The following is a 13,890-nucleotide window of genomic DNA, read 5'->3' on the forward strand; positions in this document are numbered from 1 at the left end:
ACGGCGGGTCGAAGTAGAAAAAATCCACTCCAATCGGCGCTAAAAAATAGAGTCTCTTTCGCTGCGTGACGTTTGTAGTCCCCACCACCGCGCGCGGATGCAAATATTGGAGACTCACCCATGACCGCTCGCCTGCCCATCGACGGCACGCCCGCACTCGCCGATTACAAGCTGTCCGACAACCTCACCGCGACGCGCGGCCGCATCTTCCTGACCGGCACGCAGGCGCTGGTGCGCCTCGTGCTCATGCAGCGCGCCGCCGATAAGGCACGCGGAATGAATACCGCCGGTTTCATCAGCGGTTATCGCGGCTCGCCGCTCGGCATGGTCGATCAGCAATTGTGGAAGGCGAAGAAACTGCTCACGGCGAGTGATATCCGCTTCTTGCCCGCCATCAACGAAGAACTCGGCGGCACCGCCGTACTCGGCACGCAGCGCGTGGAATCGGACCCGGAGCGCACCGTCGAAGGCGTGTTCGCGATGTGGTACGGCAAAGGCCCGGGCGTGGACCGCGCCGGCGACGCGCTCAAGCACGGCAACGCCTACGGCTCGTCGCCGCATGGCGGCGTGCTGGTGGTGGCGGGCGACGACCACGGCTGCGTGTCGTCGTCCATGCCGCATCAGAGCGACTTCGCGTTGATGGCCTGGCATATGCCGGTCGTCAATCCATCGAACATCGCCGACATGCTCGAATTCGGTTTGTACGGCTGGGCGCTGTCGCGCTTCTCCGGCGCGTGGGTCGGCTACAAGGCGATCTCCGAAACGGTCGAGTCGGGCTCGACCGTCGATCTCGACGCGCTGCGCACCGACTGGGCCGCGCCGCAGGATTTCGAAGCGCCGGCCGGCGGCCTGCACAATCGCTGGCCGGATCTGCCGAGCCTGACGATCGAGTCGCGCATGCATGCCAAGCTCGACGCGGTGCGCCACTTCGCGCGCGTGAACAGCATCGACAAATGGATCGCGCCGAGCCCGCATGCGAACGTGGGGATCGTGACCTGCGGCAAGGCGCATCTGGACCTGATGGAAACGCTGCGCCGCCTCGATCTGACGGTCGCCGATCTGGAGGCGGCCGGTGTGCGCATCTACAAGGTCGGCCTGTCGTTTCCGCTGGAAATGACGCGTATCGACGCGTTCGTCTCCGGCCTGTCCGAAGTGCTGGTGATCGAGGAGAAAGGCCCGGTCATCGAACAGCAGATCAAGGACTATCTGTACAACCGCACGCAAGGCACGCGGCCGATCGTCGTCGGTAAGAATGCCGAAGACGGCACGCTACTGCTGTCCTCGCTCGGTGAATTGCGGCCGTCGCGCATTCTGCCGGTGTTCGCCAACTGGCTCGCGAAGCACAAGCCCGCGCTCGATCGCCGCGAACGCGTGGTCGATCTGGTCGCGCCGCAAATTCTCTCCAACGCGGCGGACAGCGTGAAGCGCACGCCGTACTTCTGCTCGGGTTGTCCGCACAATACGTCCACCAAAGTGCCGGAAGGGTCGATCGCGCATGCGGGGATCGGCTGTCACTTCATGGCGTCGTGGATGGAGCGCGACACGACCGGTCTCATCCAGATGGGCGGTGAAGGCGTGGACTGGGCGTCGCATTCCATGTTCACGAAAACGCGCCACGTGTTCCAGAATCTCGGCGACGGCACGTACTTCCATTCCGGCATTCTGGCGATCCGCCAGGCGGTCGCCGCGAAAGCCACCATCACGTACAAGATTCTCTATAACGACGCCGTCGCGATGACGGGCGGCCAGCCGGTGGACGGCAGCATCTCGGTGCCGCAGATCGCGCGTCAGGTGGAAGCCGAAGGGGTGTCGCGCTTCGTCGTGGTCAGCGACGAGCCGGAAAAGTACGACGGCCATCACGACCTCTTTCCGAAGGGCACCACGTTTCACCATCGCAGTGAAATGGATGCCGTGCAGCGCCAATTGCGCGACACCGACGGCGTGACCGTGCTGATCTACGACCAAACCTGCGCGGCGGAAAAACGCCGGCGCCGGAAAAAAGGCGAATTCCCCGATCCGGACAAGCGTCTTTTCATCAACGAAGAGGTTTGCGAAGGCTGCGGCGATTGCGGCGTGCAGTCGAATTGCCTCTCGGTGGAACCGGTCGAAACCGCATTGGGCCGCAAGCGCCGCATCGATCAATCGTCGTGCAACAAAGACTACTCGTGCGTGAACGGCTTCTGCCCGAGCTTCGTCACGGTGGAAGGCGGCAAGCTGAAGAAAGCCGCGGGCGCCGCGTTCGATCCGGCCGCACTTGCCGCGCGCGTCGATGCGCTGCCGATTCCCGCCACGCATCTCGACGCCGCGCCGTACGACATTCTGGTGACGGGCGTTGGCGGTACGGGCGTCGTGACGGTCGGCGCGTTGATCAGCATGGCGGCACATCTGGAAGGCAAGAGCGCGTCGGTGCTCGACTTCATGGGCTTCGCGCAAAAGGGCGGCTCGGTGCTGTCGTTCGTGCGTTTTGCCGCGCGCGACGAGTGGCTCAACCAGGTGCGTATCGACACGCAACAGGCCGACGTGCTGCTCGCCTGCGATATGGTGGTCGGCGCAAGCGCCGACGCGCTGCAAACGGTGCGTCATGGCCGCACGCGCATTGTCGTGAACACGCACGCGATTCCGAACGCGACGTTCGTGACGAATCCGGACGCGACACTGCACGCCGACGCGCTGCTCGACAAGATGCGTCACGCGGCCGGCGCGGAGCGCATGTCGACGTGCGACGCGCAGGCGCTCGCCACGCGCTTTCTCGGCGACACCATCGGTGCGAACATTCTGATGCTCGGTTATGCCTGGCAACTCGGTCTGGTGCCGGTATCGTTCGGCGCGATGATGCGCGCGATCGAGTTGAACAACGTCGCGGTGCCGATGAACCAGTTGGCGTTTTCGATCGGCCGCCTCGCCGCCGAAGATCCGGCCGCGCTCGAATCGCTGTGGCAAGCACGGCATCAGGCGAAGCAGACTGTGCGCGTCGATACGCTCGACGAACTGATCGCGCACCGCGAAGGGCGTCTCCAGATTTACGGCGGCGCGAGCTACGTGAAGCGCTATCGCGCGCTGGTCGATGCGGCACGCCGCGCGGAAACCGCCGCGGATGCGAACAGCGAGCGCGTGACGCGCGCGGTGGCGACCACGTTCTATCGCCTGCTCGCGGTGAAGGACGAATACGAAGTGGCGCGCCTGCATACCGACGCCGCATTCCGTGAAGCACTGGAAGCGCAATTCGAAGGCGTGGCCGGCAAGGACTTCGGCATCAAGTTCAATCTCGCGCCGCCGACGCTCACGCGCCCGGAACCCGGCAAGAATCCGGCCAAGAAAACCTTCGGTCAATGGATGTGGCCGGTGCTCGGCACGCTGGCGAAATTCCGCGGTCTGCGCGGCACGCCGCTCGATCCGTTCGGCCGCACGCTGGAGCGCAAGATGGAGCGCGAACTCGCCGGCGATTACGAAACCACGTTGCAGCGTGCGCTCGCGAAGCTCGACGCCGACAACCTCGAAGAAGTGGCGAAGCTGGCGGACCTGCACGCCCGCGTGCGCGGCTATGGTCATGTGAAGCTCGCGAATCTGGCGGGTGTGAAGCGTGGCGAGCGCGATCTCGCCGCACGCTTGCAGATCGAAGCGGCGACGGGTGAGTCGGTGCGCAAATCGCTGGAAGAGGTGAAAGGCGCGGGACAGTTGCGCGGGATTCCGCTGGTCGTCGCGAAGTAGTGTTATCGCAAGACTAGCCGCGCGGTTAGTCGCACGCGGACATGCGTGCATACATGCCGCTTCGGGATCGCTCCCGAAGCGGCATTTTCTTTGCCCGATGATTTATCCGCGCGATGCGTCGGGACGCTCACGCCTGCGCGTCCAGCAGCGCTCTGACCCTCGCGACCTTGTCGGCGTCTACCGGCGCGAGACCGTTATCGTCCACCCGAACGCCCGAACCGAAATGCACCGCTTCGACTTGCGTGCTGCTCACAAAACCAGTGATCGCCTCGACCGTCAAACCGGCGCCGGCCAGCACCGTCAAATGCGAACCGGAGGCTTGCCGCACCAGTTCACGGATCGTGGCTTTCGCGTGCAGTGCCGACGGTCGCCCACCCGAGGTCAACACGTTCGTCACGGCGTCGAAACCGAGCAGCACGTCGAGCGATTCGCGCAGATCACGCGCTTCGTCGAACGCGCGATGGAAGGTGACGGCCAGTCCGTCAGCCGCATCGATCGCGCGGGCGAGACCTTCGCGGTCGATTCCGCCTTCAGCGTCCAGCATGCCGATCACGACACCGTTCGCGCCCGCTGCCTTGACCGCCCGCACGTCCCGCAACATCACCGCGTAGTCGTCGGCGTCGTACACGAACGAGCGGCTATGCGGCCGCACGATCACGTTCACGGGAATTTCAACCGCCGCCACTGCCGCCTCGATCAGGCCGAGGCTTGGCGTAAGGCCGCCCTCGCCCGTCGCGGTGACGAGTTCGAGACGGTTGGCGCCCGCTTGCGCGGCGAGGCGCACGTCGGCAACGGTCGTGGCAATGACTTCCAGAAGAACGGACATAAGCACGGCTAAAGATCGTTGAAACCGACATGATCCCCCAAAAATACGCCGGACCGCCCCAGGTATTTTTGTCACCCCGAAGGGACTGTCGCAGAGCGACAGTCAGGCGGCACACTCAATAACGCTCTTCGTCCACCCAGTCGATATCGCCGCACAGCACGCAGGTCTGCTCGCCGACCCGCGTCGCCACCGAAAGCGTGACGCACGGCAAAGCCTCGTTGATGGACAGATAAGGGCGCGTCACATGGACACGCTCCGGCGCATTGATCGCATCGCGAAAATATGGGCGACGCAGCCAGTTCGCTCCTTGCGCGTCGGCCAACGGCAGAAAGCGCGTTTCATGCGCCGCACGATCGGCGCGCAACACGACGTTGCGGCCCGCCTGCTTGCCCTTCGCATCGAGCAGGAAGCAGCGTGCGGCATGGTCGAGGGCGAGAAAATTCCAGCACACCTCTTCGAGCGGTTCGCCGGCCGCGAGGCGTTCCGCCGCCCGCTCGAAAGCCCGCAAGTACGGCGCGAGCCGGCTGGCATTGCGGCGCTCGCGTGCTTCGGTCTGGTCGCGGTAACGCTCGGTCAGTTCGCTGATGCAGGTGGTCGCGTGCAACGCGTCGGCCGCCCCCGGATTCGGGCGGCCGAAGAAAAAGCCTTGCACGAAGTCCGCGTTGCAGGCGAGCGCCATCTGCGCTTCATGCTCCGTTTCCACGCCTTCGATCAGCACGAGCTTGCCTGCTTCGTGCAGCAGCGCGACGAGGCCGGGCAGAATCGTCGCCATGTCTGCGCGGTGCGCCGCGTGCGACAGCATGATGCGGTCGAGTTTCACGATATCGGGATTCAATTGCCAGATCCGCTCGACGTTCGAGTGTCCCGCGCCGAAGTCGTCGAGCGCGATCAGGAAGCCGCGCTCGCGAAACTGGCGCACAGCGTCGGCGAGACGCTCCAGATCTTCCGCGCGATGCTCCAGCACCTCGAGCACGATGCGCCGCGGCGACAGGTCGAGCCGCTTCAGCGTGGCCAGCAACGCGGCCGCCAGATACGGATCGGTGAGCGCCGCCGGGTGCACGTTCAGGAACAACCATTCGCGCTCGGCACCGAGCACCTTGAAATTCTCCAGATGCAAAGTCTGCGCGAGCCTGTCCACCTGTAGCACTTCGCCGAGGCGCGCGGCCTCGCCGAATACGTCGAGCGGCGACACGGGCCGATCGAGCGCGTCATGCGCGCGCAGCAAGCCCTCGTAGCCGACCGCCCGCATATGCGAGAGGCTGAAAATCGGCTGGAACACGCTACTGAGCGTGAGCTCGCCATGCTTCACCGTAAAACGTTCGAGCCCCGACGTCATCTCGACATCGAAGCCATGCGGCGCGCCGGCCGTCCTTTCCTGTTGCGCAATCGTCATGCAGTCCTCTCACGCGAGAGCCGGGCCGGTCCGAACGCGGAGGCGAACAACCTCGGCGCCGTCTCTCAAATGTGCGTCATCGATATACCTTAAGCAAGCTCCATGCGCACGCTGACACACATTCCAATGAAATTTAGACGAAAGACTGCGCCCGCGGACGGGAGCATGCGCCGCCTGTGGGCGTGACACGCACCGTTAAGGTGCGCCGGTCCGTTCGAGGCAGTCATGCGCCACGGATCGGCGCCACATGCCGGGCCGGCGATGGCGCGACGCGTCGTCGGGCTAAACTTCTGCCTTACACTTCGTCAGCGCCGCGCGGGCGCATCGTCGAAGCTCACTGAAGCCCGCCGAAGCAAAGTCGTTATATCGCCAGAAATAGAACCGATGGATATTGTCTTTACCGTACTGATTCTTTTGCTCGCCGTCGCCGCATCGGGCGTCGTCACCCGCATCCTGCCCATCGCGTTGCCGCTGCCGCTCGTGCAGATCGCGATCGGTGCGCTGCTCGCATGGCCGAAGCTCGGGCTGCATGTCACCTTCGATCCGGAAATTTTCATGGTGCTGTTCATTCCGCCTTTGCTGTTCGCGGACGGGTGGCGTATTCCCAAGCGCGAGTTCTTCATGGCGCGCCGCTCGATCCTGATGCTCGCGCTCGGGCTGGTTTTCGTGACGGTGCTGGTGGTCGGCTACTTCGTGCATGCGCTGGTGCCGTCGATCTCGCTGCCGGTGGCGTTCGCGCTGGCCGCGGTGCTGTCGCCGACCGATGCGGTGGCGCTGTCCGGCATAGTCGGCAAGGGCAAGATTCCCGGGCGGCTCATGCACATACTGGAAGGCGAGGCGTTGATGAACGACGCGTCGGGACTGGTCGCGCTGAAGTTCGCCATTGCCGCGGCGCTGACCGGCGTGTTTTCGTTGCGCGACGCGTCGATCAGTTTCGTGATCATCGCCGTGGGCGGCCTCGCGACAGGCGCGGCAGTGAGCTGGCTGTTCAGCTTCGTGTCGGCGCGCTTCCTGAATCTCACTGAAGACGGCGATCCGGCGCCCGGTGTCGTGATGACGCTGCTGATTCCGTTCGCCGCCTATCTGATCGCCGAGCGCTTCGAGTTGTCGGGCATTCTGGCCGCGGTCGCCGCCGGCATGACGATGAACTACGCGACCCTCGCGAACGCCGGGCCGGTGTCGTCGCGCGTGCGCGCCAACAGCACGTGGACGATGATCGAGTTCGTCTTCAACGGCATGGTGTTCATTCTGCTGGGGCTGCAGTTTCCGCACATTCTCGGCCGCGCGTTGCTCGACGCGCACGAGACGAGCAACGCGCAGGTCGGGCTGCTGATCGGTTATATCGCGGCAGTGGCTGCTGCCCTCTATGCGATGCGCTTCGTGTGGGTGTGGCTGCTGCGCTGGTTCGCGAGCCGCGGCGCCACCAAGCGGGGCATGGCGAATGCGGTGCCGGGCTTGCGCACGGTCGCGGTGACGACGGTGGCCGGCGTTCGCGGAGCCGTGACGCTCGCGGGCGTGCTCTCGTTGCCGGAGGTGTTGCCGGACGGCGTCCCGTTGCCGGGCCGCGATCTGGCGATCTTCATTGCGTCCGGTGTGATTCTGCTCTCGCTGCTGGTGGCGGTGGTGGCGTTGCCGTTGTTGCTGAGCGGCTGGCGGCGCGTCAAGGATCCGCATGCCGCCGAGGAGTTGCTCGCGCGTACGATGGCCGCGCAAGCCGCGATTCGCGCCGTCGACGAGGTGCACGACACCGAGTGCGCGGATCTGGACGAGTCCGCCTCGGCGTACGCGGCCGATGTCACCGCGCGCGTGATGGATCTCTATCGGCGCCGCCTTGCCACGCTCGACGAAGAGCAGGAACCCCGCGAACTGGCACGCCGCGCCGACGCGCTGGAGTTCAGGATGAAGCTCGCGGCCATGCGAGCCGAGCGCAAGACGCTGCTGGCGCTGCGCAGCAGCCAGGCGATCAACGACGAGACGTTGAACAAGCTCATGCGCGAAGTGGATCTGTCGGAGACTGCGCTGACGGCGCGAAGGAAATGACGCGCTGGCGGGTTGCAGTCCCGGCGGCCGGTGCTCGCTTCGAATGAGACATCACGAAGAAGAAGCCCATGCCGCCGGCGAACCCGCCGATACCGCTTGATACCGGAGAGAAAAAATCAGGCCACCGGACCTTGCACCGGCTTCCTTCTCAGAAGCGCATAGAGAATGATCGCGCCGAACGTCGCGGTGCCGATGCCGCCCAGACCGAAGCCGCCGAGCTTCAGCGAAAAATCACCGGCGCCGAGCACGAGCGTGACCGCGGCCACGATCAGATTCCGGTTATCGGAGAAGTCCACCTTGTTGACGACCCAGATCCGCGCGCCGGTCACGGCGATCAGCCCGAACACGACGATCGACACGCCGCCCAGCACCGGTCCCGGAATGGTCTGAATCACCGCGCCGAACTTCGGCGAAAAGCCCAGCACCAGCGCGATCAGTGCGGCGATCACGAAAACCAGCGTCGAATAAATCTTGGTGACGGCCATCACGCCGATGTTCTCGGCATACGTCGTAACACCGGTGCCGCCGGCGAAGCCGGAAACGATCGTCGCGAATCCGTCGCCGAGAAATGCGCGGCCGACGTAGCGGTCCAGGTTCTGGCCCGTCATCGCGCTCACCGCCTTGATGTGACCGAGGTTTTCCGCCACCAGAATCACCGCGATCGGCGCGAGCAGGGTCATGGCCTGCATGTTGAAAACCGGTGCCGTGAAGTGCGGCATACCGAACCAGGCCGCGTTCGCGACGATCGCGAAATCGATCGGCTTACCCATGCCGAGACCGTTCGTGACGATCGCGTAGATCACATATGCCATCAGCAGGCCGACCAGAATCAGCAGACGCTGCAGCATGCCGCGCGCGAACACCGCCACTGCGCCAACGCACAGCACGGTGACGAGCGCCATCCACGAATCGAAGTTGCTGCCGCTCACGCCATGCACGGCAATAGGCGCCAGATTCAAACCGATCACGCAGACAATCGCGCCTGTCACGACCGGCGGCATCAGCGTTTCGATCCATTGCGTGCCGACCGCCGACACGATCAGGCCGATGAGCGCATACACCACGCCGCACGCGATGATCCCGCCCAGCGCCACCGGAATGTTGAGGTTCGGACCGTGGCCGCCGTATCCCGTCACCGCGATCACGAGACCGATGAACGCGAAGCTCGAACCGAGATAGCTCGGCACGCGCCCGCCCACCAGCACGAAGAACAGCAGTGTGCCGATGCCCGACATGAAGATGCACAGGTTCGGATCGAAGCCCATCAGCAACGGCGCGAGCACCGTCGAGCCGAACATCGCGACGACGTGTTGCACGCCCATCGCGAACATCTGCGGCCACGCGAGCCGCTCGTCGGTGCCGACGATGCGGCCCTCGGCAGCCGCGGGCTGCGCGCGCCAGCGGGGAAAATAGGAATCGGCCATGGCGGGGGTTCTCCTGTGTTCGGCGTTATTTATGGTGGTGGACCGCGCCGGAACAGGCGCCGCCCATGAATTACGCGCGAGTGTACGGAGTGCCATTGGGCCTGGCAAGTTCGGGGAAATGCGCGGCGTGGGTGCGCGGCGACAGTCGGTCAGCGTCGTGATGCGATCGCGCAGCGCCTCGCTCGACGCAATCGCGCGGCGCACCAGTTCATGGTTGTCGATGCCGGCTGGAATCGGTTCGAGACCGATCTGCTGATGCACGGATGCTTTCCCATACCGCCGACTTGCGCAGCACGTCGGCGAACACCTCCTGCCCCTTGCCCGTCCCGATCGTCGCGCGATACGGGTCGTAGGCGTCGTGCATTTCCTTGAGCGAGCCGACAATGTTGTCCTTCAAATTTGACGGCCGGCGTCGTCGGCGGCGTAGCCGAGATTCGCGACGGCCGGATCGGAATCGATCTTGTGGCGATTCGCCTCTTCCATCCAGTAGAGGCCGTTCATGTGCTTATTGCAGATGGCGTCGGTAATGTCGTGCATCGACGACAGCATACCCAGCGCAGTCACGCCGCAAAAACCGATCACGACAAAAAACGCGAGCTGCAGTTTCCTGAACACAGGCATACGGTCGAACCACTTCATTTCACCATCCTTCACGAGTCGCTCCGGGACGCACGTGCCGCCGCGCCATCGCGAAACATTTCGCGATCTTGCCGCTGCGCAGCGACGCTCCCACCCCATTCACGGCGGCCTTCACAGGGACTTGATGCGCGAAATGTTCGGAAAAACCGGGACAGGATGTTGTAAGTCACGCGTAGTGCGTGAAGCCGGATCGCAGAAGAGCGATGGGACCGCAAGTCGCGCACCAATTTTTTGGGAATCGTCTGATATGTCGAGCGGGGGCAAGAGCCTAAACTTGGCTTGCTGCGTTGATCCCCATGAGCAAGCGCATGCGATGTTGTAACTCTCCGACTTTTCCGCTCACGCTCCCCCTGCGTGAGCGGTTTTTTTTCGTCCGCACGATCCGTTGTTCATGCAAACGCGGATACCTGCATGCGCGCGGACATGACTTCCGCTCAATGCGTCAGATCGGGTTGTTCGCTTTAGTGCCCGGCCCGGCTGCGGCCCAGCGTCGCACGCATCACACGGGTTGCGCGGGTCGTCGCGCTGAAGCACAGCACGCAATTGCGGCCGGCATCTTTGGCTTCGTAGAGGGCCTCGTCGGCGGCATCCACGAGCGCGCGGCTCGTGGCGAATGCCTGGCCTCGCGTGGTTGCAACTCCGATGCTCACGGTCAGTACGCGATGCGAACTCGCCACGTGGCGAAGCTGCAGAGCCTCAACCGCGGCGCAAATCTTCCCGGCGATGCGGGTTGCGCCGGCTTCGTCGGTATCCGGCAGCAGCACGGCAAACTCTTCGCCGCCATAGCGCGCCGCCGTGTCGCCGGGGCGCCGCACGCTCTGCGAAATGCAGCGCGCCACGCCGATCAGCGCTTCGTCGCCCGCCGAGTGACCGTACAGGTCGTTGAAACCCTTGAAACTGTCCACGTCGATCAGCAGTATGGATAGCGGCCACGCGTTGCGCCGCGCGCGGCGCCACTCTTCTTCCGCCTGCTCCTCGTAAGTCCGGCGGTTGAAGAGTCCGGTCAGCCCGTCGGTGCGCGCCAGCACGCGCAATTCTTCTTCAGCCGCGCGGCGATGCCGCAGTTGCTGCGAGAACAGGACGGCCAGCGCGATGATCGTCGCGTCGAGCGCGGCGATCAGCGAGCCGATGATCCATGCACGATGCCGCCATTGCGCGTAGATGTCACGCGTGGACAGCGCGACGTCGAGAATCAGCGGATACATGTCGATATGGCGGAACGCATACCAGCGCTCGACGCCGTCGATCGCCGCCGTGCCGAAGAAGTCGCCGCTCGGCTGCTGGGTGAAGCGCGAGTAATTGACGGTGCCGGTCAGATTGATACCGATAATTTTCGGATCGTACGGACGCCGCATCAGCATCGTGCCGTCGCTCAGCATCAGCGCCATCGAGCCGCCGGCGCCGAGATGCATGCCGGCGAACAGCCTGCGGAAATAGGTAAGACGCATGGTGCCGACCACCACGCCGCCGAAACGGCCGTCCGGCCGCGTGATCCGCCGGCTCAGCGCGATGCTGACGTCTTTGCCGGCCACCTTCGGCATGAACGGGTGGCTGATGAACAGGCCGACGTTGGGCGAGTCCCGTTGAACCTTGAAGTAATCGCGGTCGGCGAGATTCACCTGGCGCGGCGGGGTGGCCTGTGAGTCGAACCTGATGTTGCCGGCCTCGTCGGTCACGAGGATCGAACCCATGTCTTTCGCGCTTGCCGAGCCGTCGAACAGCACCATCTGGCGCATAGCCGGCTTCAGGTCGAGCACGCCCGGCTGCTTCAGCCCGTCGAGCACCGCACGCAGCGAAAGGTCGTAGATTTCCAGATTACGTGAAACGTCGCGTTCGACCAGCAGCGACACGTTGAATACGGAGTCCTGGGCACGCCGCAATGCGTCGTCGCGCATCTGCGCCAGCACCCACACGGCGATCGCGAGAATCGCGCTGGCTAGCACGATACTGATCGCAATCACGATGTTCGGTCGGCGCGTCACCATGGATTTTCGTTCGGGCATGCGCGGACCAACGCGCGTGAACAGGAGGGCCGCATCCAGGTCGGCGCGTACCGTGAACCTGTAGCCTACCAGACGCTGTGATGCACAGAATTATCGACGAGGCGCAGCCTTGTCCAGCGGGCAAACTTTTATGGCTTCGCCCGCTTTCAGCCTGCGTGCAGACCGAGGACGGGTCTGGATGCAGAGCGGCTCAATGCGCGAATATCGGCGGTCTCCAGCACCGCTTTGTCGGCGCCCTGGCGCGCGACTGCCAGCATCGCGAGACCGATGTCTTCCGTGCTCAGAATCTGGTTCGGCAGGAGCGCACGCAGCGTCGGCAGGAAGGGTTTCGCCAGCGTGTAGAACAGCCGGTACGAACGGGTCTTCGAGCGCGCGCCGTTCAGCGGTTCGATCACGCCCGGACGGAACAGATAGACGCCCTTGAACGGCAACCGCCGCAATGCATTTTCGGTGCGGCCCTTGACGCGTGCCCACATGCTGCGACCATGCTCCGTGCCGTCGGTGCCCGAGCCGGACACATAGACGAAGGTCATCTGCGGATTGAGGCGGGCGAGCGTCTGCGCCACGGCCATCGTCAGGTCGTAGGTCAGGCGCGAATACTCCGCCTCCTGCATGCCCGCCGACGATACACCCAGGCAGAAGAAGCACGCATCGAAACCATTCAGCGATGGCTCGATCGCGCGAATGTCGGTCAGGTCCTGCTGAATCACTTCGGTGAGCCGTGGGTCGAGCTGCCCGCTGCGAGTGCGGCCGACGGTCTGGACCGCCTCGACATCGGGCGCGCGCAGGCATTCGCGCAATACGCCCTGTCCGACCATGCCGGTCGCGCCGAATATAAGAACCTTCATGATGTAGCATGCTCCACGATCGCGCCCGGCCAGCGCGCGTTAGTCAGTGCTTCGGATACCGCCCACAAACGGGCAGCGACCGCCTTGTCCTGCGCATGGGGGGCGATCTGCGCGTCGCCCGGCGGGCCTTTCAACTCGAAGAAACCGCTCGGACCGTAATAGCCGGCAGGCCTGGCCTCGGGCGCGGTTGCGGCAAACAGCGTGGGCAACGCGCCGTCCGCAGCCGACTGGCTCGCCAGTGGTTCGAACGTCACGCGGTTGAGCATTTGCAGGACCGTGTCGGCACCCGGGCCATTGGCGATCAGGTCGGTCCGCGCATAACCGGGATGCGCGGCGTTGCTCAGCAGACCCCAGCCGTTTGCGTCGCTGCGGCGTTGCAGTTCGAGCGCGAACATCAGCATGGCCAACTTCGATTGTGCGTAGGCGGGCCACGGCTTGTAGCTGCGCTGCCACTGTAGGTCGTCGAAATGAATCGCCGCGCGGGTCTTGTGCGCGAGGCTGCTCAGATTGACCACGCGCGGCTCGCGCCCCGCGCGCAAGAGTGGCAGCAGCCGTTCAGTCAGCGCGAAATGCCCGAGATAGTTGGTGCCGAATTGCAGTTCGAAACCGTCCGCGGTGGTTTGCCGCGTGGGCGGCATCATCACGCCGGCATTGTTGATCAGCAGATCGAGTGCCGCGTGCCCCTCGGCGAATTGCTCGGCAAAACCGCGCACCGAAGCGAGGCTCGCCAGATCGAGATGCGCGTAGCTAATCTGCGCGGCGGGATATCGCCCGCGAATCGCCGCGAGCGCGGCTTGCGCTTTCTGCTCGTTGCGCCCGGTAAGCACGACGTTTGCACCCGCGCCGGCCAGCGCGAGCGCCGTCTCGAAACCCAGCCCGCCGGTCGCGCCGGTAATCACCGCGAGGCGGCCGGTCTGCCGCGGAATGTCCGCCGTGGTCCAATTCGCCATATCGTTGCTCCTTAGATTGCATTGGATAAGGTGGCGCTGGCCCGGCTGCCCGACAGCGC

General features: G+C 64.4%; 10 protein-coding genes. 2 read left to right on the forward strand and 8 right to left on the reverse strand.

The window, feature by feature from the left end:
- Positions 1 to 120 precede the first annotated feature (120 nt).
- A complete protein-coding gene (locus NE850_RS30700) occupies positions 121 to 3,708 on the forward strand; it encodes an indolepyruvate ferredoxin oxidoreductase family protein (protein ID WP_310699810.1) in 3,588 nt (1,195 codons plus the stop codon).
- 127 nt (positions 3,709 to 3,835) lie between these two features.
- On the opposite strand, the gene NE850_RS30705 is transcribed toward NE850_RS30700, so the two are convergent.
- Together NE850_RS30705 and NE850_RS30710 are read right to left on the reverse strand one after the other, a co-directional pair.
- Positions 3,836 to 4,534 (reverse strand): copper homeostasis protein CutC, encoded by a 699-nt coding sequence (locus NE850_RS30705; protein WP_165184303.1) that lies wholly within the window; start codon positions 4,532 to 4,534, stop codon positions 3,836 to 3,838.
- Positions 4,535 to 4,649: 115 nt separating this feature from the next.
- Entirely contained in the window at positions 4,650 to 5,927 is a 1,278-nt protein-coding gene (locus NE850_RS30710) for an EAL domain-containing protein (protein ID WP_007179588.1), read from the reverse strand.
- 384 nt (positions 5,928 to 6,311) lie between these two features.
- On the opposite strand from NE850_RS30710, the gene NE850_RS30715 reads away from it, so the two are divergent.
- Positions 6,312 to 7,967: a Na+/H+ antiporter gene (locus NE850_RS30715; RefSeq protein WP_165184301.1), complete on the forward strand. Its 1,656-nt coding sequence runs from the start codon at positions 6,312 to 6,314 to the stop codon at positions 7,965 to 7,967.
- 116 nt (positions 7,968 to 8,083) lie between these two features.
- Here the strand turns inward: NE850_RS30715 and NE850_RS30720 are convergent, their stop codons facing one another.
- The 6 genes from NE850_RS30720 to NE850_RS30745 form a co-directional block, all read right to left on the reverse strand.
- On the reverse strand, positions 8,084 to 9,391 hold the full coding sequence (locus NE850_RS30720; protein ID WP_165187311.1) for a solute carrier family 23 protein: 1,308 nt from the start codon (positions 9,389 to 9,391) through the stop codon (positions 8,084 to 8,086).
- 208 nt (positions 9,392 to 9,599) lie between these two features.
- Positions 9,600 to 9,788 carry a hypothetical protein gene (locus NE850_RS30725; RefSeq protein ID WP_310699811.1) on the reverse strand — a complete coding sequence of 63 codons (189 nt, stop codon included), beginning with the start codon at positions 9,786 to 9,788 and terminating at the stop codon, positions 9,600 to 9,602.
- A complete protein-coding gene (locus tag NE850_RS30730) occupies positions 9,785 to 10,030 on the reverse strand; it encodes a hypothetical protein (protein WP_035517741.1) in 246 nt (81 codons plus the stop codon). The genes NE850_RS30725 and NE850_RS30730 overlap by 4 nt, the downstream gene beginning before the upstream one ends.
- A 461-nt stretch (positions 10,031 to 10,491) precedes the next feature.
- Entirely contained in the window at positions 10,492 to 12,015 is a 1,524-nt protein-coding gene (locus NE850_RS30735) for a sensor domain-containing diguanylate cyclase (RefSeq protein WP_007179591.1), read from the reverse strand.
- 164 nt (positions 12,016 to 12,179) lie between these two features.
- Positions 12,180 to 12,881 carry an NAD(P)H-binding protein gene (locus NE850_RS30740; protein WP_310699812.1) on the reverse strand — a complete coding sequence of 234 codons (702 nt, stop codon included), beginning with the start codon at positions 12,879 to 12,881 and terminating at the stop codon, positions 12,180 to 12,182.
- Entirely contained in the window at positions 12,878 to 13,831 is a 954-nt protein-coding gene (locus tag NE850_RS30745) for an SDR family oxidoreductase (RefSeq protein ID WP_007179593.1), read from the reverse strand. Before NE850_RS30745 ends, NE850_RS30740 begins: the two co-directional genes overlap by 4 nt.
- Between the last annotated feature and the right edge of the window lie 59 nt (positions 13,832 to 13,890).

It is taken from the genome of Paraburkholderia sp. USG1, assembly GCF_031570135.1.
GTDB classification, from domain to species: domain Bacteria; phylum Pseudomonadota; class Gammaproteobacteria; order Burkholderiales; family Burkholderiaceae; genus Paraburkholderia; species Paraburkholderia dioscoreae.

Coding starts and splice junctions, on each gene's coding strand:
- NE850_RS30705 (WP_165184303.1), bottom strand. CDS start 4,534: ATGTCCGTTCTTCTGGAAGTCATTGCCACGACCGTTGCCGACGTGCGC.
- NE850_RS30700 (WP_310699810.1), top strand. CDS start 121: ATGACCGCTCGCCTGCCCATCGACGGCACGCCCGCACTCGCCGATTAC.
- NE850_RS30735 (WP_007179591.1), bottom strand. CDS start 12,015: ATGGTGACGCGCCGACCGAACATCGTGATTGCGATCAGTATCGTGCTA.
- NE850_RS30715 (WP_165184301.1), top strand. CDS start 6,312: ATGGATATTGTCTTTACCGTACTGATTCTTTTGCTCGCCGTCGCCGCA.
- NE850_RS30745 (WP_007179593.1), bottom strand. CDS start 13,831: ATGGCGAATTGGACCACGGCGGACATTCCGCGGCAGACCGGCCGCCTC.
- NE850_RS30720 (WP_165187311.1), bottom strand. CDS start 9,391: ATGGCCGATTCCTATTTTCCCCGCTGGCGCGCGCAGCCCGCGGCTGCC.
- NE850_RS30730 (WP_035517741.1), bottom strand. CDS start 10,030: ATGAAGTGGTTCGACCGTATGCCTGTGTTCAGGAAACTGCAGCTCGCG.
- NE850_RS30710 (WP_007179588.1), bottom strand. CDS start 5,927: ATGACGATTGCGCAACAGGAAAGGACGGCCGGCGCGCCGCATGGCTTC.
- NE850_RS30740 (WP_310699812.1), bottom strand. CDS start 12,881: ATGAAGGTTCTTATATTCGGCGCGACCGGCATGGTCGGACAGGGCGTA.